The sequence below is a fragment of the Nocardioides sp. GCM10023255 genome (assembly GCF_042653125.1).
Lineage (GTDB): Bacteria > Actinomycetota > Actinomycetes > Propionibacteriales > Nocardioidaceae > Nocardioides.
The window spans coordinates 260066-281648 of record NZ_JBHSHU010000003.1 but is presented as its reverse complement, the minus strand read 5'-3'; the positions used below and the strand labels follow the sequence as shown (position 1 = coordinate 281648).

The following is a 21583-nucleotide window of genomic DNA, read 5'->3' as shown; positions in this document are numbered from 1 at the left end:
GTGCAGAGCCGGACTCCTACGACTCTCCGTCCGGGTTCCCGCTCGCGCGTCCCACACAGGGGGTGAGGCCCCGTCGGCGCTCACTCGTAGCGCAGCGCGGTGGCCGGGTAGACCCGCGAGGCCCGGACGCTGGGCAGCCAGGTGGCCAGGACCGAGCAGACGACGACGGTGACGAGGATGACCGCGAGGGCCGCCCACGGGGGCCGGAGCGTGAGGTTCTCGTAGCCGGGCTGACCGGCACTGTCCTGGATGACGTTGAACGCCACCCACAGCCCGAGCACGCTGCCGACCACGACGCTGACGAGCGTGACGAGCAGCGACTCCACCAGGAAGCTCATCTGCACCATCCGCGCCTGGAAGCCGATCGCCCGCAGCACGCCGATCTGCTGGCGGCGCTCGACCACCGAGCGGGCGCTGATCACGCCCAGCGCGGCGACGCCGATCACCAGGCCCAGGGCGAGGAAACCGAGGATGAGGTACTGGAACGTGAGCGACGCGGAGACCGCGTCGTGCAGGGCCTCGCTCTGGGCGGTCGCCTGCATGCCGCTGTCGAGGAAGGACGCCTCCAGGCGGTCGGCCTCGGTCACCGGGTCGACGCCGTCGCGGACGCCGAAGTACCACACGGTCGGGGCCGCTGCGGCTCCCAGCGGCGCCAGGGTGCGCTGCGAGGTCGAGATCCCGAGCATGGCGTACGGCACGTTGTCGGCGAGGACGCCGATGACCTTGAGCCGCATCGTCCTGCCGCTCTGCGTGTCGCGCACCTCGACCGGGACCGGCGCGAAGGACTGGTCCTCGAAGAAGAAGCCGTGCAGCTGGAAGTCCGAGACCGTGCCGGCGCCCCAGTTGGCCCGGCGCGGGACGGAGAAGGCGTCCACGACCGCGAGCCCGGGGTGCTTCGCGAGGGCGTCCCAGACCGCGCGGTCCGAGGAGTATCCGGCTGCCCGGGTGGCGAACCCGTAGGTGGTCGTGTGCAGGAAGCTGTCGTCGAGGCCGCGGACGACGTACCCGACGTAGGACCGGTCCCCGGCCTGGCGTGCGTCCATCGGCACGTAGGACTGGCCGGCCCAGGTCGTGATGTCGCGGGGGTCGATGCCGGGCGCGGCGGCGAGCGCGGCGCCCATGTCGGGGATCGGGCTCAGCGGGGAGGTCTGCGCGGTGATGTCGTAGCCGCCGCCGAAGGTCTCCTCGTCGTCGAGGGCGGCCAGGAAGGAGCCGGAGGTCGCCGCCCCCGTGACCAGCGTGAAGACCACGAGCGTGAACAGGCCGGCGGTCGCGCCGGTGCGGAACCGGTTGCGCAACGGGCTGGCGATCGCGGTCTTCAGGACCGGCACCGCGCGCCGCGAGCGGCCGAAGACCCACATCACGGCGTTGAGCATGGGGCGCAGGTTGTAGACGAGGACCCAGGTGGCGCCCGCGACCAGGAGCAGCCCCACGATCACGAACACGTCGAAGCCCATCTGCAGGTCGGGCACGAGGTCCTTGTAGACGCTGAACGGGAGCAGGTTCCACGCCAGGACGCCCACGCCCGCCACGGTGTACGCGAGCCGCTCGCTCCCGCCCAGCGACCGGATCGCGGGGACCAGCGCCACCAGCACGAGGGAGCCGCCGACGAGCAGGGCGACCGCGCTCTTCGAGGAGTACGCCGAGGCCACCAGCAGCGCCCCGAGGGCGACGCAGCCCGCGGCCAGCAGCCAGCCGTACCGGCGACGCCGGCGCCGGGGCGGCTGCGGCAGGTTGCGGACGGCAGCCACGATGTTGAGGCGGCTGACCCGCCAGGCCGCGATCGTCACCACCGCCAGCGTGAGCAGGGCCCCCAGCGAGAACGCCACGAGCAGGCTCGTCCACGTGAGCCGGTAGCGGATGGTGACCAGCCCCGACTCCGACAGCGCGCCCGCGATCAGGCGCACCATCACCACCGACAGCCCGAGCCCGAGCACCGCGCCGACCGCAGCCGCCAGCACGTCGTACGCCGCCCCCTCGAAGAGGAACATCTGCACCAGGTGCCGCCGCTGCGTGCCGATGGCGCGCGCGGTACCCATCTCGCCACGCCGCTCGGCGGCGAGCATCACGAAGACGAGGAAGATCAGCAGGATCCCCGCGGTGATCGTGAAGGTGCCGAACGTCGAGAACAGCGAGAGGAACGTCGCGCCCTGCTTGTCGGCCTGCTCGAGCCCGTCGGCCTTGGCCTCCTCCACCCGCAGGCCGAGCTCCGCGGTCGTCGGCTCCAGCTGCGAGGTGACCTCCCCGGTGAGGTCCGCGCCGCTGGTCGCGTCGCCGTCGTTGGACACCAGGACGTGCTGCACCCCGTCGCCGACGCCCAGCAGTCGCTGCGCCTGCGAGATCGGCATGAGCAGGGCGCCCTGGTCGGTGCCGGTGCCGTCGTACCGGACCACGCCGCGGACCGTGAGCGGCACCTGCCGGGTGCGCAGGAAGACCACGATCCCGTCACCACGTGCGGCGTCCAGCGCGTCGGCCGCCTCGGCGTCGAGGTAGACCTCGCCGTCCGGCAGGTCGGCCAGGTCCACGACCCCGCCGTCCTGGCCGGTGACGTCGCCGAACCCCGACATCGCCGCGGGGTCGGTGGCGAAGAGGGTCAGCCGGGGCTCGTTGGTCCGGCTGGTCGTGTCCCGGACGGCGACCGGCTCGCTGATCCCCGGGGCGACCCCGTCCACCGAGGGCAGCCGGCGGGCGGCGGTGATGACCGTGTCCGCCTCCTCGGCGCTCAGGTAGCGGACGGCGCCCGCCTCCCCGAGGGTGGCGATGTCGGGGGCCTCGCCCGACCTGGCCGACACGATCTCGTCGGTCTGGCCCAGGGAGGTGATCACCGACGTGCGGACCGTGTTGGCCATGATGTCGCCGAACCCGAGGGCGGAGCCGATGATCATCGTGCCCAGCATCAGCCCGCCCACGATGATCGCGCTGCGGCCGCGGCGCCGGGTCAGGTTGCGCACCCCGAGCTTGAGCAGCACGGTGCGGCGTACGGCGAGCGCCGCCACCAGGGCGAAGGTCAGCAACGCCGACGCGACGAGCACGACCGCGAGCGTGTCGACCGGGGCCCCGAACAGCTCGCGCACGGTGACCCCCTACGGGCTCGCGGTGGTGGGGAGCTCGGCGAAGCGGACCTCGTAGCGGCCGCGCCCGGGGGGCGACTTGAAGATCGTCGCGAACTTGTCGATCACCTCGGCGTAGAAGCCCGTCGGCGACGAGTCCTCCGCCGCCTCGAGGGTGTCCCAGAACGTGATGATCGTGCCGGTGCCCTCCGGGTTGGCCAGGACGAGAACACCGGCGTAGCCGGGCTGGCGGTGCAGGTCGGGGACCACCTCGGACACGTAGACCTGGACCGCCGAGTCGGTGTCGATGCGCAGGATGTCGATCTCAAGCTGGGTGACGCGTGCGTACATCCGACTGCTCCATCCGTTGTTCGTCGACGACGGCACCGTCGAGCATCCGCAGGATCCGGTCGGTCCGGCGACCGACCGCGATGTCGTGCGTGACGATCAGGAACGTCAGGCCGCGCTCCACGTTGAGCCGCCGCATCAGCGTGGTCACGTCCTCCGCGGTCTCGCTGTCGAGGTCTCCGGTCGGCTCGTCGGCCCACACGATCGCCGGCTCGTTGACCAGCGACCGCGCGATCGTGACGCGCTGGCGCTCCCCGCCGGACATCTCCTCGGGGACGTGGCCGGCCCTCTCGACGAGACCCACCAGGTCCAGCGCCTCCAGGGCGCGCTGCCGCGCCTCTCGCGGCCGCTCTCCTGCGAGCAGCAGCGCCATCTCGACGTTCTCGACCGCCGACAGCACCGGCATCAGGTTGTAGAACTGGAAGACGAAGCCCATCCGCTCGGCGCGGTACCTCGTCCGGGCCCGGTCCGACAGCTCGGCCAGGCTGACGCCCTCGATGAGGATCTGCCCGTCGTCGATGTCGTCGATGCCCGAGAGGCAGTTGAGCAGCGTGGTCTTGCCGCAGCCGCTCGGGCCCATCACCGCGACCATCTCGCCGCGGGTCAGCGACAGGTCGACGCCCTTGAGGGCGTCCACCTTGACCTGTCCGGTGTCGTAGGTCTTGCGGACCCCCGATGCGCGCACGATGACATCGTCGTCGACCATCGGCGCGGGTACGGCGCTCGCGTGTCGGTTCCTGCGCACGGCGTCCCCCTTCGGTCGCGTGCGGTCCTGTGGTCAGGTCGAGGACAGGATCTTGGCCTTCTGGGCCGCGAACTCCTCCTCGGTGAGGATCCCCTGCGCCTTGAGCTCGCCCAGCTCCCTGAGCTGCTGGATCGGGTCGGCGGCGGGTGCCGCCGGCGCGGCCGGCGGGGGAGGGGGCGGCGGTTGCTGGTCGTAGTAGGCCTGTTCGCGGTCGGCGGCGATCTGGGCGTCGCGGCCGGCGAACTTCTCGGCCTGACGCCGCTGGACACGACCGCTGACGGCGGTGGCCGTTCCGGCGACCACGGCGGTGCGTGCCACTCCTCGAAGCAGTCCGGGCATGATGTCCTCCTCCTCAGCTCGCGGCCTCGAGCGAATCGACCGCGGCCATGATGTCCGTCGCCGGGATGCGGGCGCTGGCGATCAGCTCCCCGCCGTTGCGCCGGGCGGCCGCGACGAACGGCGCCGCCCAGGTGTTCTCGTAGACGATCAGCGCGGCCAGGGTGTCCGGCTCCATGGCCGACGAGGCCTCCTGCACGTCCTCGTCGGCGAGCAGCCCGGAGCGGGCGCCGGCGAAGTAGGAGAAGCCGGCGGCCGGGCCGCCCGGGTCGGTCAGCTCGAGCACCTCGATGCCGCCGTCGGCGTCCTTGCTGATGACGAGCAGGTCGTAGAGGCGGATGGTGCCGGCCTCGACGAGGTCCACGAGCGCCTGGGCGGCTTCGCCGGTGAGGTGGTCGCGGGGGAACTCGAGGAGGACGAAGTCGACGGGGCCGTGGACTTCGGCGTCGGTGGTGGTGGACACGGTCGCTCCTGGGTGGTCCGGTGGTGGTCGGGGTGGGTTCGACGGGATCTCTTTCGACAGTGCGCGATGCGTCGTCCCGGGGCCTCATCCCCGACGGATGATGCTGTCCTCGCGGGGCTGCTGGTTCCGTGGAGCCATGTGCAGATGGATGGCGTACTCCGGTGATCCCCTCCTGGCCGAGGAGCTGCTGTTCCGGCCCCAGCACTCCCTGATCGACCAGAGCCTGCACTCGCGCATGGGGGCGACCACCACCAACGGGGACGGCTTCGGCATCGGGTGGTACGGCGAGGGGCCGGTGCCCGCGGTCTTCAAGAGCGTCGACCCGGCGTGGAACGACCGCAACCTGCGTGAGCTGGCCTCACAGGTCCGGACCCGGCTGATGTTCGCCCACATCCGGGCGTCGACGGGCACGCCGATCCAGCGCAGCAACTGCCACCCGTTCCGGTACGACCGGTGGCTGTGGATGCACAACGGCTCGATCGCGGGCTTCCACGACATCAAGCGGGACCTGATGCTCGAGGTCGACCCGGCGCTGTACGCCGACATCGAGGGCTCGACCGACTCCGAGACGCTGTTCTTCCTCGCCCTCACCTTCGGGCTGCGTGACGACCCCGTGCCGGCGGTCGAGCGGGCGGTCGGCCTGGTCGAGGACGTCGCGGAGAGGCACGGCATCGAGCACCCCGTGCAGATGTCGGCGGCCACGACCGACGGCGAGTCGATCTGGGCCTTCCGCTACTCCAGCATCGGGCAGACCCGGACCCTGTTCTACTCCACCCGGCTCGACCAGCTGCGGGCCCTGCACCCCGAGCTCGAGGTGCTGCGCGAGCTCGGCGACGACGCCCGGCTCGTGGTCTCCGAGCCGTTGCGAGACCTCCCGGGCGCATGGCACGAGGTGCCCGAGTCGTCGTGGGGCGTGGTGCGCAACGGCGCCGACGACCTGCAGCCGTTCACCCCGGTCCGCTCCCGCGCCACGGTGTGACCCGCGGTGGGCGCCATCGACGATCGTCTCTCCGACTACCGGCAGACCCGGGAGCTGCTGGAGCGGGCGGTGCTGCCGCTGGCCACCTCGGTCGACGGAGCGTCGTTCGAGTGGCAGGCCTCGCTGCACCGCCTCGACCTGCGGCGCGGCGGGTACGTCGTGCTCGAGGGCGAGAGCGGTGCGCGGCTGGGCATGGTGGTCGACCTGTCGACCGACGCGGCGTCCGCGGCCGCCCAGGGCGTGGCGGGCGGCGAGGGCGGTGTGCTGGTCCGCCTCGCCCGGGGGACCGGGGTCGTGCTCGACGGCGACGGCCAGCCGTTCCACGACGCCTCGGTCCGGCTCGCGACGGCCGCCGAGGTGGGCGACTGGTTCGAGCGGAGCCGTCCGGACCGGGCCGGCCTGACCATCGGCGAGGTCCGGTTCGCCCCCGGCGTACCCGCCACCCTGGACGGAGGCGGCTTCGACCGGCACACCTTCATGTGCGGCCAGTCCGGCTCGGGCAAGACCTACTCGCTGGGAGTCCTGCTCGAGCGGGTGCTGATGGAGACCACGCTCCGGGTCGTCGTGCTCGACCCCAACTCCGACTACGTCGGCCTCGGCCGGGTGCGGGACGGCGCGGACCCGGCGCTGCTGCAGCGCTACGCGCCGGCCGCCTCCGGCGTCGCCGTCTGGGGCAACAACGCGGAGACCGCCGACCACCCCCTGCGACTCCGGTTCCGCGACCTCGACCAGCCCGCGCAGGCCGCGGTGCTGGGCCTGGACCCGGTGCGCGACCGCGACGAGTACGCCGCGCTGCTCTACCTCCTGCAACGGCAGGAGAGCGGCCGGCCGCTGGTGACCGGCCCCGACGACCTGCTCGGCTCCGAGGACCCCGGCGCCCGGATGCTCGGCACCCGCGCGCTCAACCTCGGCGTCCTCGACTGGCAGGTGTGGGGTCCGGACCAGCGGTCCCTGGTCGACGAGCTGCGCGCCCCGACCTCCCGTTGCACAGTGGTCGACCTCGGCTCGCTGGACACGCCCCAGGAGCAGCGGCTGGTGGCCGACGCGGTCCTGGCCACGCTGTGGGGGCACCGGATGTCGCGCCGGCCGTGCCTGGTCGTCGTCGACGAGGCCCACAACATCTGCCCGGCCCTCGCCACCGACGAGGTCACCGCGCTCTCGGCCGAGCGGGCGGTGCAGATCGCGGCCGAGGGCCGCAAGTTCGGCCTCTACCTGCTGACCTCGACCCAGCGCCCGCACAAGGTCCACGAGAACGTCGTGTCGCAGTGCGACAACCTGCTGCTGATGCGGATGAACAGCCAGGCCGACCTGATCGACCTCGGGCGGCTGCTGTCGTTCGTGCCGTCGGGCCTGCTGGCCGGGGCGACGGCGTTCACCAAGGGGGAGGCCCTGGTCGCGGGCAAGGTCGTGCCCTACGCGACGTACGTCCGGATGGGGGAGCGGGTGACCGTCGAGGGCGGTGCCGACGTGCCCACCACCTGGGCCGCACCGCGGGTGTGAGGCGCTACGGGGCGTCCTCGCCCCCGCCCTCGTCCGGGCAGGAGGTGCCGCGGGGGAGCTTGTAGGGAGCCGCGATCCGGTAGGTGCCCGCCCGGGGGGCGTGCAGCACCGTCCACTTGTCGACCGCCTCGCCCGGCAGGTGCGGCTGCTCGGCCTCGCTGAGGCAGCCGTTCACGTTGACCGCGGGCAGCCCGGCCCCCGGGGACACCGGGCCGGGCAGGGGCTGGCCCTCCTCGTCGACCAGGCTCAGCCACGGCGAGTCGGGGATGCGCACCAGGACCTCGCCGGCCCGCGGCATCCGGATCACGACCTGGGCGGCGGTGAACGAGGTGACGACGGCGGGGGGATCGGCCAGCGGCGTGGGCTCCTGCACGGCGTACAGGCGCCAGCTGTCGTCGGCCCACACCTCGTGCAGGTAGCGCAGGCCGCCGGAGACGAGCGCCGCCTCCGCCACCCCCGCCTGGTCCGGCTCGCCGGTCGAGAGCACCACGTAGTGAACCGCCCAGCGGTCGAGCCAGGCGCGGTAGCTGCGCTTGGTCAGCAGCCCCTCGGTGTAGAAGATCGGGTTGCGCTCGGCGTCGGCCTGCCGGTTCCACCCGCGGGCCAGGTTGACGTACGGCGCGAGCGCGGACGCCTCCCGGTGGCTGGCGGCCGGGACCACCTCGACCCGCGCCTGGCCGGCCTGGAGCGACTGGAGCTGGTTCACCAGCGGCCGGACGTCGACGGTCCAGGCGGCGTCGGGGCGGGTGTCGATCGAGTCCCGGGCCGCGGTCGCGACCTGCCAGATCGAGGAGGTGAGGACCCCGACCACGAGGAGGGCCGTGAACCGCTGGGGGTGCGCGTGCAGCAGCGCGGGTCGGCGCCCCGGGACCGGAGCCGACGGCTTCCGCACCCCCACGGCCACCACCAGCACGCCGCCGAAGACCAGGCCCAGCCGGGTGATGTTGGTGCCGATCTGGGACGGCACCAGCCACACCGCGACCACCCCGACGCCGTACAGGACCGCCCCGATGCGCACGGTCCGCCAGGACGGCGGCGCGAGGACGAAGAGCCCGGCGGCGAACGCGACCGGCAGGATCATCGAGGCCCACGGCATCGGCTGCTGGCCGGAGAACGGGAACAGCCACGAGGACAGCGCGACCACGGCCACCGGTGGCAGACCGAGGGCGTAGGCGGCCGGGCGGCGGCGGCCGAGCCAGAGTGCTGCGGCGGTGAGACCCAGGAACAGCCCGGCGACCGGGCTGGCCGCGGTCGCGGCGCCGGACAGGGCGCAGGCCAGCGCGGCCCGGGGCCACCGGTGCCGCGGCTCGTGGGTGCGCCACCTGGTCGGCCACGCGAAGACGGTGGCGAGGGCCGCCAGCCCGAACATCAGCCCGAGGCCGAACGTGACCCGGCCGGACACGGCGTTGCCGGCGAACGCGACGGCACCGAAGAGCGCCGGCCACAGCGGGCGGGTCAGCGCCTTGCTGCGCACCAGCAGCAGCGCCAGCAGCGCCGCGGAGGCGGTGCCGGCCAGCATCATCGTGGTGCGCACGCCGAGCGTGGCCATCACGTAGGGGGACAGGGCGCTGTAGGACACCGGGTGCATGCCGCCGTACCACGCCAGGTTGTAGGCGCTCCCGGGATGGGTGCGCGCGAACTCCGCCCACGCGTCCTGCGCGGCCAGGTCGCCGCCGCTGGTCGCGAGCAACCACCACCAGAGCACGTGCAGCACCGCGGCCGCGGCCGCGGTGACGAGCACCGGGTGGCGCGCCAGCACGGCCAAGCGGCCGGCGGGGCTCGGGACCACCGGCTCGCGAGCGAGCACCTGGCTCCCCGCCGACATCGCACCCTCCCCGTTCGAACGCACCTTCGCAGCCCATCGTGTCACGCCGGGGTGGCGGATCCGGGGTCCTCCGCTTGCTAGAGTCGATCGTGGCCTCGTCCTCCTCCATCAGCCGGACCCGCCCCCAGCCGGCCCCCGAACCCACCCGTGACGACCTGCGCCAGGTGCGCTGGGCCGCCGGGATCTGGGTGCTGGTCGCGGTCTTCGCCGTCGTGACGGCCGTCTGGTCCCACCACGTCGGCGTCCCCCTGCGCGACCCCGACGGCAAGATGTTCCGGGGCCGGCTGACCAGCGCCCTGGTCCTCTTCGCCGGCCTGGTCCTCCTCGAGGCGGTGGTCCGCACGGTCCGGGAGCGGCAGCCCTGGCGCCGGTTCGTCGCCACGCTGCGGTCCCGCTGGACGGTCCGGCGGCTGGCGCTGGCCGTGACCGGCCTGGTCGCCTACCACGCCGTCTACATCTGCTACCGCAACCTGAAGAGCTGGGACGCCTTCAACACGGTGCGCGACGAGCAGATGCTGCGCTTCGACCGCTGGATGTTCCTCGGTCACGACCCGGCGGCGCTGCTGCACGACGTGTTCGGGCAGGACACCGCGGCGTACGTCCTGATGGTGGTCTACAAGTCCTTCACCTACCTCGTGCCGCTCTCGGTGGTCGCCGCCCTGGTGTTCACGCCGCGGATCCGTGAGGGCTACGTCTTCCTCGCCTCGGCCATGTGGGTGTGGGTGCTGGGGGTCGGCTCCTACTACCTGATCCCGACGCTCGGGCCGTTCGCCTCGGCGCCGCACGTGTTCGCGGCGCTGCCGCACACCGGGATCACCAGCACCCAGGCGGAGTACATGGCGGAGCGGGCGCAGATGCTGGCCGACCCGGCCGCGCCGGACTCCTTCGTCAGCATCTCCGCCTTCGCCAGCCTGCACGTGGGCTTCACCTGCATGGTGCTCTTCATGCTGCTCTACTACCGCCGGCGTCGGCTGGCGCTGGCGATGACGGCGTACCTCCTCGCGGTGATGGTGGCCACCGTCTACTTCGGCTGGCACTTCGTCGTCGACGACATCGCCGGGGTCGCGCTGGCCGCGCTGGCCGTCCTGCTCGGCCGCTTCACCGTCTACCCGACCGGCCGCCCGGACTGACCTGCCGCTCCCCGCGGCGCACATGGCCGCCCGTGCCTCGGGTACGGGACTCGCGAACCGACGTCCGCACGACGAAGGAGCGAGCATGAAGGCAGTCACCTGGCACGGACGGCGCGACGTGCGCGTCGAGGAGGTCCCCGACCCGGTCATCTCGGAGCCGAACGACGCGATCGTCAAGATCACCTCGAGCGGCCTGTGCGGGTCCGACCTGCACCTCTACGAGACCCTGGGTCCGTTCATGGGCGAGGGCGACGTCCTCGGGCACGAGCCGATGGGCATCGTCCAGGAGGTCGGCCCGGAGGTGGGCGACCTCCGCGCAGGAGACCGGGTCGTGATGCCCTTCCAGATCTGCTGCGGCCACTGCTGGATGTGCGAGCAGGGCCTGCACACGCAGTGCGAGACCACCCAGGTCCGCGACCAGGGCACCGGCGCGGCGCTCTTCGGCTTCAGCAAGCTGTACGGCGAGGTGCCCGGCGCGCAGGCGGAGTACCTGCGGGTGCCCCAGGCGCAGTTCATGCCGATCAAGGTGCCCGAGGGGCCGCCGGACGAGCGGTTCCTGTTCCTCTCCGACGTGCTGCCGACCGCGTGGCAGTCGGTCGCCTACGCCGACGTGCCGAAGGACGGGACCCTGCTGGTCCTGGGCCTCGGCCCGATCGGGGACATGGCCTGCCGCATCGCGACCCACCAGGGGTTCCGGGTGATCGCGGTCGACCGCGTCGACGAGCGCCTGGCCCGCGCCCGCGCCCGGGGGGTCGAGGTGCTCGACCTGCGGGAGGTCGACGACGTCGGCGAGGAGGTCCGGTCCCGGACCGTCGGCCGCGGCGCCGACTCGGTCGTCGACGCCGTCGGCATGGAGGCGCACGGCTCGGCGGTCGCGGAGGTCGGGCAGCGGATCTTCAACGCGCTGCCCAAGCGGATCACCGCGCCGCTGATGAGCAGGGTGGGCCTGGACCGGATGGCCGCGATCTACACGGCGATCGACGCCGTACGCCGCGGTGGGACCGTCTCGCTGATCGGGGTCTACGGCGGCCAGACCGACCCGATGCCGATCATGACGATGTTCGACAAGCAGCTGCAGATGCGCATGGGCCAGGCCAACGTCAAGCGCTGGGTCGACGACATCATGCCGCTGCTCGTGGACGACGCCGATCCCCTCGGCACCGAGGAGTTCGCCACGCACCGGGTCCCGCTGGACGAGGCGCCCACGGCGTACGAGAACTTCCAGAAGAAGCAGGACGGCACGGTCAAGGTCGTCTTCAAGCCCTGACCCACGGCCGGCCCTCCGGGCCTTTGTGCCCTGTCTCCCGCCTCCGGCGCCGTCCGATCCTCGGACCAGCGTCGGAGGAGGGGAGTGAGGGTGCCGCGTGCCCGCGACCTGCTGAACCGGTTCCGTCCGTCGGGGACCCCCGGCGCCGCCGGGGTGGCCGGCGTGCCCGTGGACCGGGAGGCCGGTCCCGCGGCCGAGCTCGCCTCCCTGCTGGCCGCGCTCGCCCCGACCGAGCGCGCGTGTGCCTCGCTGCTCGAGCAGGCCCGGACCGACGCGCAGGCGGTCAGGCGCCGCGCCGAGCAGGAGGCGGCGAGCCGGGTCTCGGCCGCACGCGAGCAGCAGGGCGCCGAGCGCGCGGCCGTCGTCGCGGAGCTGCGCGAACGCCGGGCCGCCGACGCCGACGCCACCAAGGCCGAGGCTCAGCGCCGGGCTGCCGCGGTCCGCGAGCAGGCCGACGCCCGGATGGCCGGCTGCGTCGAGGACGTGGTCGACGCGGTCCGTGCCCTGGTCGGGGGCACCGGGTGACCGCCGCCTGGGTGGCCGGGAGCGTCCGCGCCCGCTCGATGACCCGGCGCCGGCTCGGTCGGGCCGGCGTCCGCCGGCTTGCGTCCGAGCCCTCGCTCGACGACGCGCTGGTCGCGCTGGCGCGCTCGCCGTACCGGCGCGACGTGCGCCCGGGCTCCTCGCTGGCCGCCGCCCAGCGCGCCGTCCACGACACCCTGGTCTGGAACGTGCGGGTCCTCGGGGGCTGGGTGCCCCGCGAGGGAGCCGCCCTGCTCCGGGTGCTGCTCGCGCCGTTCGAGATCGCCGACGTCGCCGACCACCTGCGCCGCCTGCGCGGCGAGGACGTCTGGCCGCCGTACGAGCTGGGCAGCCTGGGCACGGCCTGGCCGCGGCTGGCGGCGGCCGGCGACGCAGCCGGCGTCCGACGTGCCCTGGCGACCTCCGCCTGGGGCGATCCCGGCGGCGAGGCACCGGAGCAGGTCGTGTGGGCGATGCGTCTCTCGCTGGCCGACCGGGCCATCGCCGTGGCGCCGGAGACCGCGCCGTGGGCGGCCGGCGCGGTCGCACTGCTGCTGGCCCGCGCCCTCACGCTCGAGCACCCGGACCTCACCCCGGGAGCCCGGCTGTCGGCGGCCCGCGTCGTGGGCCCGGCCGCGGCGTCCGCCACCACCCTCGGCGACCTGGTCCCGGCGCTGTCCCGGGTGGCGTCCTGGGCGCTGCACGGGGTGGCCACGGGCACCGACCTGTGGGCCGCCGAGCGCCGGTGGTGGGCGCGGGTCGAGACCGACGCGGCCGCGCTGGCCCGCAGTCCCCGCCCCGGCCCGGCGGTGGTGCTCGGTGCGGTGGCCCTGCTGGCCGTGGACGCCTGGCGGGTGCGGGCGGCCCTCGAGGTCGCGGCCCGGCCGGACGCGTCGGTCGACGCCCTCGAGGTGGGGGTGGGCGATGCGCTGGCGTGAGGCCCTGCACCCGGTCGGCATGCAGCGGGTGGCGCTGGTGGCCCCGCGCGCGGCGCTGCGCGACGCGCTGGTCGTCGTCGGCGACGCGGGCACCGTGGAGCTCGACCCCCGCCCCGGCACGCAGCCCACGCTGCCCGGCTCGGCGAGCGCCCGGCTGCAGCGGCTGCCGACCCGGCCCACGACGGCGGCCCTGTCGTCGCTGCCACCCGACCTCGACGACTGCGAGGCGCACGGCCGGTTCGACCTCATCGCCGGGGAGGCCGAGCTCGAGGAGCGCGCGGCCCGGGCGGTGACCGAGGGGCGGGTGGCCGCCCTGGTCGGCTGGACGCCGGTCGAGGCGATGGCGCCGCTGACCGACCGGCTCGCCGCGCTGGGCGCCGCGGCGGTCCCGCTGCCGGCCCCGCGCGGGGTGCAGCCACCGACGCTGCTCACCCAGCACGGGACCTCCCACGAGCTCGCGCCGCTGGTCCGCACCTACGCCACGGTGCCGTACGCCGACCTCGACCCGTCGGTCCTCGCCGGGGTCGCCTACGTCGTGATGTTCGGGATGATGTTCGCCGACGCCGGCCACGGGGCGTTGCTGCTGGCCGCCGGCCTGGCCGCGCGGGCGCAGGCCTGGCGGTTGGCGCGGCTGCGTCCCGTGTGGACGTTCCTGGTCGGCGCGGGTGCGGCGAGCGTCTTCTTCGGCGTGCTCTACGGGGAGTTCTTCGGCCCGACCGGGGTGCTGCCGGTGCTGTGGATGGCGCCGCTGGAGCACCCGGTTCCGCTGCTCGGCGTCGCCGTGGTTGCCGGCGGGGTGCTGCTCGCCGGCGCCTACGCGCTCGGCTCGGTCAACCGGTTCCGCGAGGGCGGCTGGCGGCGGGCGGTCTACGCGCCGTCCGGACTGGCCGGGACGGCGGTCTTCCTCGGCCTGGGCCTGCTCGCGGCCGGCATCTACCTCGATGTCGCCTGGGTGGTGGTGCTGGCCGGCGTGGTCGCCGCGGCGGGCCTGGTCGCGGCGTACGCCGGTCTGTTCACGGCCGCCGGTGGTGGTGTGGGCGGCGGCGCCCAGGCGGCCGTGGAGCTGGTCGACCTGGTGGTCCGGCTCGGGTCGAACGTCGTCAGCTTCGCCCGGCTGGCCGCCTTCGGACTGACCCACGCCGCCCTCGGTGCGGTGATCTGGCAAGCCACCTCGGGGTTGTGGGGTCGGGGCCCGGCCGCCGGCCTGGCCGCGGTCCTGGTCTTCGTGGTCGGCAACGCGCTGGCGTTCACCCTCGAGGGCGTGGTGGCGGCGATCCAGGCGCTGCGCCTGGAGTACTACGAGCTGTTCTCCCGGGTCTTCGACCTCGAGGGCCGGCCGTTCCAGCCCTGGCACGTCCCGCTCGCCCCCCAGGAGGTCGTCCCGTGAACAGGATCCTGCGCGTCGTGCTCGTCACCAGCGGGGTGCTGCTGCTGGCGTCGCTGGTGCTCCTCGTCGTCGCTGTCACCGCCGACCCCTCGCCGGCGTCCGGGGTCGCGTCTGCGCACGCCGAGGCCGCCGCCTCCTCGTCGGGCAGCGACGCCAACGGCTCGGCGCTCATCGGCGCCGCGATCGCGGTGGCGGGCTCCTCCATCGGGGCGGCGATCGCGGTGGCCTACACGGGCTCGGCGGCACTCGCGGCGATGAGCGAACGCCCCGAGCTGTTCGGGCGCGCCATGGTGATCGTGGGCCTTGCGGAGGGCATCGCGATCTACGGGCTGATCGTGTCGATCATCCTGATCGGCAAGGCCTGAGGTGGCCGGCGTGGCGGCGATCGGGACCGCGGACCTGGTGGCGGGGTTCGGCCTCGCCGGTGCGCAGGTGCACGAGGCGGACGATCCCGCGACCGTGCGGGCGGCCTGGGAGGCCCTGCCTGCCGGCGTGGCCGTCGTCGTGCTGACGGGGGCCGCCGCGGACGCACTGGGTCCGGAGCGCACCGCCCCAGGGGCCCCGCTGACGGTGGTGCTGCCGCGATGACCGCGACCCCGGTGGCCTCCGCACCGACCCCCGCGGCCCCGGCCACCGCGCTCGAGCCCGTGCGCGCCGCCCTGCTCGCGGCCGCCGCAGCGGAGGCGGACCGGGTCCGGGCAGAGGCGGAGGCCGACGCGCGGCGTCGCCTGGCGGCTGCCCGCGGGGAGGCCGAGGCGCTGCTGGCCGAGGCACGGTCGCAGGGGGCGGCCGACGCGTCCTGGGTGCTGGCGGCGGAGGAGACCGAGGCCCGGCGTGCCGCGCGGGGAGTCGTGCTGTCCGCTCAGCGCGACGCCTACGAGCGGCTGCGTCGCGAGTCGGTCGAGCGGGTGCGCGCGCTGCTCGTGGACCCCAGCGTGCGCGAGGACCTGGCCGCCCGACTGCTGGTGCTGCTCCCGGGGGCCGCGGTGCACGACCTCGAGGGCGACGGGCTGTCCGCCCGGACCGCGGACGGGCGCAGCATCGATGCCTCGCCCGAGGCGCTGGTGGAGCGGGTCCTCCCGTCCGTCGACGGGGCCCGGCTGTGGTCTGCGCCGTGAGCGCCGGACGGGTGCGCCGCGTCAACGGGCCGCTGGTCGAGGTGACGGGGCTGGGCGACCTGGCGATGGCGGACCTGGTCGCCCTGGGAGCCGCCGGGCTCCCGGGCGAGGTCGTCGCCGTCGGGACAGAGGCGGCCTCGGTGCAGGCCTACGAGTACACCGGCGGGCTCGCGGTGGGCGACCGGGTCACCGCGCTCGGGCGGCCGCTGTCGGCCCGGCTGGGGCCGTGGCTGCTCGGCGGGGTCTTCGACGGGCTGCTCCGGCCGCTCGCGTCGGCGCCCACCTGGCTGGAGCCCGACACCGACCAGCGCGACACCGGGTCGCAGTGGGAGTGGCGGCCGGCGGTCGGCGTGGGTGACGAGGTGACCCCCGGGGCCGTGCTCGGCACCGTTCCCGGGGCGGGCAGCGTGGACTACCGCGTGCTCGCGCCCCCCGGCGTCGGTGGCCCGGTGCGGTGGCTCGCCGGGCCGGGGACCTACACGGCGGACGAACCGGTGGCTGACGTCGCCGGCACCTCGGTCACGATGGGCGCGACCTGGCCGGTCCGACGACCCCGGCCGGTGCTCAGCCGGGTGGCCACCGCCGAGCCGCTGCTCACCGGGCAGCGGGTGCTCGACGCGCTCTTCCCGTTGGCGCGGGGGAGCACCGCGGCCGTTCCCGGCGGCTTCGGGACCGGCAAGACCATGCTGCTGCAGCAGGTGGCGAAGTGGTGCAGCGCCGACGTCATCGTCTACGTCGGGTGCGGCGAGCGGGGCAACGAGATGGCCGACGTGCTCCAGGACCTCTCCCGCCTGGTCGACCCCCGGACCGGCCGGGCGCTGGCCGGGCGCACCGTGATCATCGCCAACACCTCGAACATGCCGATGATGGCGCGCGAGGCGAGCATCTACACGGGCGTCACCGTGGCGGAGCACTTCCGCGACATGGGCCACCACGCCGTGGTGATCGCCGACTCCACCTCGCGCTGGGCCGAGGCGCTGCGGGAGTTCGCCTCGCGCTCGGGGGCGCTGCCCGCCGAGGAGGGCTACCCGGCCGGGCTGCCGTCCGCGCTCGCGGCGTTCTACGAGCGTGCGGGGCGCTTCGTCACCCTGGGCGGGGTGGAGGCTTCGGTCACGATCATCGGTGCGGTCTCGCCGCCGGGCGGGGACACGACCGAGCCGGTCACGGCCCACACCGAGCGGTTCGTCCGCGGCCTGTGGGCCCTGGACCGGAGCCTGGCCTACGCCCGGCACTACCCGGCCGTGGGCTGGACGGGGTCGTTCGCCCGGGACGCCGAGGGCCTGGCCGTCTGGTACGCCCGCAACGGCGACCCGGGCTGGGGAGCGCGCCGCGCCCGGATGGTCTCGCTGCTCGCTGAGGCCGACCGGCTCGGTGACCTCGCCGAGCTGGTGGGTACGGCGTCGCTGCCGGGCCGGGAGCGGGTCGTCCTGCTCGGCGGGCGGCTGCTGCGCGAGGCCGTGCTCCAGCAGAGCGCCGTCGACCCGAACGACGCCCACTGCACGGCGGGGAAGACCACCGCGCTCGTCGACGCCGTGCTCGCGGTCGTCGACGCCTGCACGGCGCTGGTGGAGCGGGGCGTCATCGCCACCGAGATCGAGGAGGTCGACTTCTCGCCGCTGCTGCGGGCCGCCCGGGAGTCGCCGCCGGACGCCGTGGACGAGGTCGACGCGCGCCGCGACGTGGTGCTGCGCACCCTGGGAGCCCTGACATGAGGGGGCTGGGATGAGGCCGGTCCCGGACCTCGAGGTCGTGCGGACCGGGGTCGAGCAGCTGCGCGGTCCGCTGCTGGTGGTCAGCGGCGCCACCGGCGTGGGCTGGGACGAGTTCGCTACCGTGCTCGTGCAGGACGCCGACGGCGGCCCGCAGGTCCGGCACGGGCTGGTGCTGGAGGTGGACCGGGACCTCGCGGTGGTGCAGGTCCTCGAGGGCACCGACCGGCTGGCCACCGGCACCACGAGGGTGGCGTTCTCCGGGCGGCCGCTGCGGGTGCCGGTCGGTCCGGCCTGGCTGGGCCGCGTCTGCAACGGTCGCGGCGAGCCCGTGGACGGCGGCCCGCCGGTCCTGGCGGCCACCACCGCGCCCGCGGCCGGGCTGCCGCTGAACCCCACCTGGCGGGAGCCGCCTGCGGAGCCGATCCTCACCGGTGTCTCCGCCATCGACGCGCTGACCACCCTGGTCCGCGGCCAGAAGCTGCCGATCTTCTCGGTCGCCGGGCTGCCCCACCTCGAGCTCGCCGCCCAGGTGGCCGCCCAGGCGACCGCCGGCGGAGAACCCTTCAGCGTCGTCTTCGCGGCCATGGGGCTGACCCACGCCGACGCGGAGATGGTGCGCTCGGTGCTGGAGGAGCGCTCGGCGGCGGGTGAGCTGGTGCTGCTGCTCAACACCGCCGACGACCCCGTCATCGAGCGGGTGCTGACGCCCCGCATCGCCCTCACCGTGGCGGAGGACCTGGCCTTCACCCAAGGCAGGCACGTCCTCGTCGTGCTCGCCGACATGACCAGCTACGCCGAGGCGCTGCGCGAGGTCTCCTCGGCCCGCGGCGAGATGCCCGGGCGGCGCGCCTACCCCGGCTACCTCTACAGCGACCTGGCCTCGCTCTACGAACGTTGCGGACGGGTCCGTGGTCGGCCCGGCTCGGTCACGGTTCTGCCCGTGCTGACCATGCCGGCGGGGGACATCACCCACCCGGTGCCGGACCTGACCGGCTACATCACCGAGGGGCAGGTGGTCCTCTCGGCGGCCGTGCACGCCCGCGACGTCTACCCGCCGGTCGACCCGCTGGCGTCGCTGTCGCGCCTGATGCGCAGCGGCGCCGGGCCGGGCCGCACCCGCGAGGACCACCTCGACCTCGCGGCGCAGCTGCTCGCCGCCCTCGCCCGCGCCCGGCAGGTCTCCGAGCTGGCCGAGATCGTGGGAGCCGCGGCGCTGAACGCGACCGACCAGCGCTACCTGGACTTCGCGACCGGCCTCGAGCGTCGGCTCCTGGACCAGTCGCGGACCGAGGTGCGCTCGCTGGACGACACGCTGGACCGGTGCTGGGACGTCGCCTCGGTCCTGCCGGTGCGGGAGCTGACGATGCTGCCGACCCGGCTGCTCGAGACCCATCTCGACGGGAGGCGATGAGCCGTGCCCCAGGCATCGCGGATCCCGCCCGGCCGCGCCGGGCGGATGTGGCTGCACCGGCGGCTCGCCGTCGCCGAGCGCGGTCGTGAGCAGCTGGACCGCAAGCTGCGGATCCTGCTCCCGGAGCTGCAGCGCCGCCGGCTGCAGGCCGACCGCTTGGGACGCGAGTGGGCCGCCGCGTACGCCGAGGCCAGGACCTGGCTGCTGCGCGTCGTGCTGCTCGGGGGCGAGGACGCCGTGCTCGCGGCGAGCGCGGTCGAGCCGGCCCGGGTCGAGGTGACCTGGGCCGGCACCATGGGGCTCGGGTACCCGGCCGGGGCCGAGCTGGTCGTGTCGGAGGGCACGCCTACGGTCCCGCCGGCGAACGCGGCGGTCGTGCCGGCCGCGCGGGCCTTCGAGGCTGCGCTGCGGGCAGGGGTGCGCACCGCCGCCGCCGAGGAGGCGGTGCGCCGGGTCGAGGCCGAGATCGCGGTCACGCGACGGCGGATGCGGGCCCTGGAGCGGCGCTGGACGCCGTGGCTGCGGCAGGCCCTGGCCGAGCGGGAGGCCGCGCTGGAGCAGACGGAGCGGGAGGACGGCGTACGCCTGCGGCGGGCCGCCGGCGCCGACGGGGTCGCCGGGCCCCGCGGGGGCGGCGCCGGGACGGCCGAGCCGTGATCAGCCGCGTGTTGCTGGCGGTCGAGGACTCGCCCGACGCGATGGCCGCCGCGCGCGCCGCGGTGGAGATCGCACGCGGCCTGCAGGCGCGGCTGCGGATCGTGCACGTGCTCGTCGACCACGAGTTCGACGCGGCGCTGCTCGCGGCCACCGGCACCGGCCGCGAGGGCGGCGGGCTGCCCGCTGCGTCCGTGGTCCTGCGCCGGGTCACCGCGCTCGCCGAGGACGCCGGTGTGGAGGTCGAGGCCGCCGTGCTCGACGGGGAGGTGGGGCAGGCGATCCTCGACGACGCCCGCCGCTGGGCGGCCGACGTGATCGTGATCGGCCGGGCCCGCCGCAGCTACAGCGGCGAGCCCTACGTCGGCGCGCAGACCCGGCACGTGCTGGAGTTCGCCGAGCGCCCGGTGCTGGTCGTCCCGCCGACCCGGAAGCGGGACGGGCTCGGCGCAGGTCCAAGGTCCTCCCGGTGATGCCGCTCGACCCCTGCCGAGGTCGGGCGACGCTCCTAGCGTTGAGCTGTGGTGGTGTTCCGTGTGCGGGGCGTCCCGATCCGGGTCGGCTGGAGCTGGCTGGTCATCGTCGCGCTCGTCTACTGGTCACTGGCGACGGTGCTGTTCCCGACCAGCTACGCCGACCTCCCCACCTGGGAGTACCTCACGATGGCGGCGGTGGCGACCGTGCTGCTGTTCGCCTCGCTGCTCGTCCACGAGCTGTGCCACACGCTGCGCTCGATCCGCGAGGGCGTGCACGTCAAGGACATCACCCTGTTCCTCTTCGGCGGGGTCTCGCAGGCCGACCAGCCCATCCCGGGGCCGGGCGCGGAGTTCCGGATCGTGGCCGCCGGGCCGGCGGCGTCCGCGGTCCTCGCCGGACTGTTCTGGCTCGCGGCCGTGGGGGCCGGTGCCGCCGGCGCCCCCGACCCGTGGGTCGGTGTGCTGTCCTACCTGGCGCAGATCAACGCGCTGCTGCTCGCCTTCAACGTCGTCCCGGCCCTGCCGCTCGACGGCGGGCGGCTGCTGCACGCCTTCCTGTGGTGGCGCACGGGTGACAGCGAGGTCGCCACGATCCGGGCGGCCGGCGCCGGCCGCGTGTTCGCCGTGCTGCTCATCTCGATGGGCATGATGTTCCTGCTGCTCGGCGACACCGTCGGAGGGGTCTGGTTCGCGGCGATCGGGTGGTTCCTCTTCCAGGCCGTGCGGCAGGAGGTGCTCTCCGCCCGGGCGACGCAGGCGTTCACCGGCCTGCAGGTGCGGGACCTGATGACGGCACCGCCGATCACGCTGTCACCCGACATGACGATCGCCGAGCTCGCCGAGAGCCTGGACGCCCTCGCCGACCACTCGGCGTACCCGGTCGTGGCGGGGGAGCGCTACCTCGGCACGCTGGTGCTCTCCCGCGCCGGCGCGGTGCCGGTGTCCCGGCGGCACGCCGTACGCGTCGGTGAGGTGATGACCCCCGCCGCGGCGCTGCCGGCGCTGCACCCCGACGACGAGGTCATCGACGCGGCGCGAGCGCTCAGCGAGTCGCTCCTGCACGCCAGCGCTGACGTACCGCCCTCGTCCGTGGTGCTCGGCGGGCCGTCCGGCGAGCAGCCGGTCGGCATCCTCTCGACCGCCGACCTGGAGCGCGCGATCGCCACCGCCCCGTTGCGGGTCCGCCAGCACCAGCCCTGACCCGGCCAGGGCGTGCTGCTCAGGAACCGTGGCTCGCCTTGCCGCCCTTGCGGCCGGCCTCCTTCTTCTGGGCGGTGGTGCCGCCCTGGGAGCTGTCGCCTCCCGACCCGCTCTTCTGCCCGCCGTGCTTCGAGGCGTCGGGGGAGTTGGCGATCCTCGCCGCACGCTCCTTGGACATGCCCTTGTCCTTGAGCGCCTCGTACTGCTTCTCGTTCTTGATGTTGCCGGCCATGTCGTCGCCTCCCTGTCGTTGCGAGTGCTGACGTGTGGTGGGTACCCGGGTGGTTCGTGGCCATGCGGTGCTCGGCTGGTCGCGGCTCCGGTGGGCTCCGGCCGGGGGTCGCTCCCGGCTCTCGGGCTGCTTTCGGTTGCGGTTCTCGGCTGGTTACGGGGGAGGTCCGCCGGGGTGGGGGTCGGCTCCCGGCGTCCGCTCCGCGATCACCTGCGGTTTGGTCACCAACCGCAGGGGTTCGGGGGTTGTCGGTGTGGTCTCTGACCATCGGGTGGGGGCTGGTCGGGGTG

Annotated in this window: 22 protein-coding genes; 15 read left to right on the top strand and 7 right to left on the bottom strand. The window is 74.4% G+C overall.

Going from position 1 to position 21583, the window contains the following annotated elements:
• Positions 1-80: 80 nt before the first annotated feature.
• From ACFO9I_RS05190 to ACFO9I_RS05170, 5 genes are read right to left on the bottom strand one after another with little or no spacing between them, the layout of a single operon-like run.
• A complete protein-coding gene (locus tag ACFO9I_RS05190; protein ID WP_379178493.1) occupies positions 81-3074 on the bottom strand; it encodes an ABC transporter permease in 2994 nt (997 codons plus the stop codon).
• Between the two features lie 9 nt (positions 3075-3083).
• Positions 3084-3401, bottom strand: a complete 318-nt coding sequence (locus tag ACFO9I_RS05185) for an antibiotic biosynthesis monooxygenase family protein (RefSeq protein WP_379178491.1) — start codon at positions 3399-3401, stop codon at positions 3084-3086.
• On the bottom strand, positions 3376-4143 hold the full coding sequence (locus ACFO9I_RS05180) for an ABC transporter ATP-binding protein (RefSeq protein ID WP_379178489.1): 768 nt from the start codon (positions 4141-4143) through the stop codon (positions 3376-3378). Before ACFO9I_RS05180 ends, ACFO9I_RS05185 begins: the two co-directional genes overlap by 26 nt.
• 33 nt (positions 4144-4176) lie before the next feature.
• Positions 4177-4482, bottom strand: coding sequence for an SHOCT domain-containing protein (locus ACFO9I_RS05175; RefSeq protein ID WP_379178487.1), 306 nt, complete (start codon positions 4480-4482; stop codon positions 4177-4179).
• Between the two features lie 13 nt (positions 4483-4495).
• The gene (locus ACFO9I_RS05170) at positions 4496-4942 is read right to left on the bottom strand and encodes a DUF6325 family protein (protein ID WP_379178485.1); all 447 of its coding nucleotides are present in this window, start codon (positions 4940-4942) and stop codon (positions 4496-4498) included.
• Between the two features lie 136 nt (positions 4943-5078).
• Between ACFO9I_RS05170 and ACFO9I_RS05165 the strand changes: the two genes are divergently transcribed.
• Positions 5079-5921 carry a class II glutamine amidotransferase gene (locus ACFO9I_RS05165; RefSeq protein ID WP_379178483.1) on the top strand — a complete coding sequence of 281 codons (843 nt, stop codon included), beginning with the start codon at positions 5079-5081 and terminating at the stop codon, positions 5919-5921.
• A gap of 6 nt (positions 5922-5927) precedes the next feature.
• A complete protein-coding gene (locus ACFO9I_RS05160; RefSeq protein ID WP_379178481.1) occupies positions 5928-7421 on the top strand; it encodes an ATP-binding protein in 1494 nt (497 codons plus the stop codon).
• A gap of 4 nt (positions 7422-7425) precedes the next feature.
• Here the strand turns inward: ACFO9I_RS05160 and ACFO9I_RS05155 are convergent, their stop codons facing one another.
• Entirely contained in the window at positions 7426-9246 is a 1821-nt protein-coding gene (locus ACFO9I_RS05155; RefSeq protein ID WP_379178479.1) for an MFS transporter, read from the bottom strand.
• Between the two features lie 89 nt (positions 9247-9335).
• Between ACFO9I_RS05155 and ACFO9I_RS05150 the strand changes: the two genes are divergently transcribed.
• The 13 genes from ACFO9I_RS05150 (at position 9336) to ACFO9I_RS05090 (ending at position 21061) form a co-directional block, all read left to right on the top strand.
• The gene (locus ACFO9I_RS05150) at positions 9336-10376 is read left to right on the top strand and encodes a phosphatase PAP2 family protein (RefSeq protein WP_379178478.1); all 1041 of its coding nucleotides are present in this window, start codon (positions 9336-9338) and stop codon (positions 10374-10376) included.
• Between the two features lie 85 nt (positions 10377-10461).
• Positions 10462-11643: a zinc-dependent alcohol dehydrogenase gene (locus tag ACFO9I_RS05145; protein ID WP_379178476.1), complete on the top strand. Its 1182-nt coding sequence runs from the start codon at positions 10462-10464 to the stop codon at positions 11641-11643.
• A gap of 84 nt (positions 11644-11727) precedes the next feature.
• Positions 11728-12168, top strand: coding sequence for a hypothetical protein (locus ACFO9I_RS05140; RefSeq protein WP_379178474.1), 441 nt, complete (start codon positions 11728-11730; stop codon positions 12166-12168).
• Positions 12165-13103, top strand: coding sequence for a hypothetical protein (locus ACFO9I_RS05135; RefSeq protein WP_379178473.1), 939 nt, complete (start codon positions 12165-12167; stop codon positions 13101-13103). Before ACFO9I_RS05140 ends, ACFO9I_RS05135 begins: the two co-directional genes overlap by 4 nt.
• Positions 13090-14490 (top strand): V-type ATPase 116kDa subunit family protein, encoded by a 1401-nt coding sequence (locus ACFO9I_RS05130; RefSeq protein ID WP_379178471.1) that lies wholly within the window; start codon positions 13090-13092, stop codon positions 14488-14490. The genes ACFO9I_RS05135 and ACFO9I_RS05130 overlap by 14 nt, the downstream gene beginning before the upstream one ends.
• A complete protein-coding gene (locus tag ACFO9I_RS05125; RefSeq protein ID WP_379178469.1) occupies positions 14487-14855 on the top strand; it encodes an ATP synthase subunit C in 369 nt (122 codons plus the stop codon). Before ACFO9I_RS05130 ends, ACFO9I_RS05125 begins: the two co-directional genes overlap by 4 nt.
• A gap of 10 nt (positions 14856-14865) precedes the next feature.
• A complete protein-coding gene (locus ACFO9I_RS05120) occupies positions 14866-15078 on the top strand; it encodes a V-type ATP synthase subunit F (RefSeq protein ID WP_379178467.1) in 213 nt (70 codons plus the stop codon).
• Entirely contained in the window at positions 15075-15608 is a 534-nt protein-coding gene (locus ACFO9I_RS05115) for a hypothetical protein (protein ID WP_379178465.1), read from the top strand. The genes ACFO9I_RS05120 and ACFO9I_RS05115 overlap by 4 nt, the downstream gene beginning before the upstream one ends.
• Positions 15605-17320, top strand: coding sequence for a V-type ATP synthase subunit A (locus ACFO9I_RS05110; RefSeq protein ID WP_379178463.1), 1716 nt, complete (start codon positions 15605-15607; stop codon positions 17318-17320). Before ACFO9I_RS05115 ends, ACFO9I_RS05110 begins: the two co-directional genes overlap by 4 nt.
• Before the next feature lie 10 nt (positions 17321-17330).
• Positions 17331-18731: a V-type ATP synthase subunit B gene (locus ACFO9I_RS05105; RefSeq protein WP_379178462.1), complete on the top strand. Its 1401-nt coding sequence runs from the start codon at positions 17331-17333 to the stop codon at positions 18729-18731.
• A 3-nt stretch (positions 18732-18734) separates the two neighbouring features.
• A complete protein-coding gene (locus ACFO9I_RS05100) occupies positions 18735-19388 on the top strand; it encodes a V-type ATP synthase subunit D (RefSeq protein WP_379178460.1) in 654 nt (217 codons plus the stop codon).
• The gene (locus ACFO9I_RS05095; protein WP_379178458.1) at positions 19385-19858 is read left to right on the top strand and encodes a universal stress protein; all 474 of its coding nucleotides are present in this window, start codon (positions 19385-19387) and stop codon (positions 19856-19858) included. Before ACFO9I_RS05100 ends, ACFO9I_RS05095 begins: the two co-directional genes overlap by 4 nt.
• Before the next feature lie 48 nt (positions 19859-19906).
• Positions 19907-21061, top strand: coding sequence for a site-2 protease family protein (locus ACFO9I_RS05090; protein ID WP_379178456.1), 1155 nt, complete (start codon positions 19907-19909; stop codon positions 21059-21061).
• Positions 21062-21080: 19 nt separating this feature from the next.
• Here ACFO9I_RS05090 and ACFO9I_RS05085 read toward each other — a convergent pair whose 3' ends face one another.
• The gene (locus tag ACFO9I_RS05085; protein WP_379178454.1) at positions 21081-21293 is read right to left on the bottom strand and encodes a DUF7218 family protein; all 213 of its coding nucleotides are present in this window, start codon (positions 21291-21293) and stop codon (positions 21081-21083) included.
• Positions 21294-21583: the final 290 nt, after the last annotated feature.

What these genes read in the sequence shown, in the direction of transcription:
- ACFO9I_RS05105 (WP_379178462.1), top strand. Translation starts at nt 17,331, where the DNA reads ATGAGGCCGGTCCCGGACCTCGAGGTCGTGCGGACCGGGGTCGAGCAG.
- ACFO9I_RS05085 (WP_379178454.1), bottom strand. Translation starts at nt 21,293, where the DNA reads ATGGCCGGCAACATCAAGAACGAGAAGCAGTACGAGGCGCTCAAGGAC.
- ACFO9I_RS05185 (WP_379178491.1), bottom strand. Translation starts at nt 3,401, where the DNA reads ATGTACGCACGCGTCACCCAGCTTGAGATCGACATCCTGCGCATCGAC.
- ACFO9I_RS05145 (WP_379178476.1), top strand. Translation starts at nt 10,462, where the DNA reads ATGAAGGCAGTCACCTGGCACGGACGGCGCGACGTGCGCGTCGAGGAG.
- ACFO9I_RS05155 (WP_379178479.1), bottom strand. Translation starts at nt 9,246, where the DNA reads ATGTCGGCGGGGAGCCAGGTGCTCGCTCGCGAGCCGGTGGTCCCGAGC.
- ACFO9I_RS05130 (WP_379178471.1), top strand. Translation starts at nt 13,090, where the DNA reads ATGCGCTGGCGTGAGGCCCTGCACCCGGTCGGCATGCAGCGGGTGGCG.
- ACFO9I_RS05115 (WP_379178465.1), top strand. Translation starts at nt 15,075, where the DNA reads ATGACCGCGACCCCGGTGGCCTCCGCACCGACCCCCGCGGCCCCGGCC.
- ACFO9I_RS05165 (WP_379178483.1), top strand. Translation starts at nt 5,079, where the DNA reads ATGTGCAGATGGATGGCGTACTCCGGTGATCCCCTCCTGGCCGAGGAG.
- ACFO9I_RS05175 (WP_379178487.1), bottom strand. Translation starts at nt 4,482, where the DNA reads ATGCCCGGACTGCTTCGAGGAGTGGCACGCACCGCCGTGGTCGCCGGA.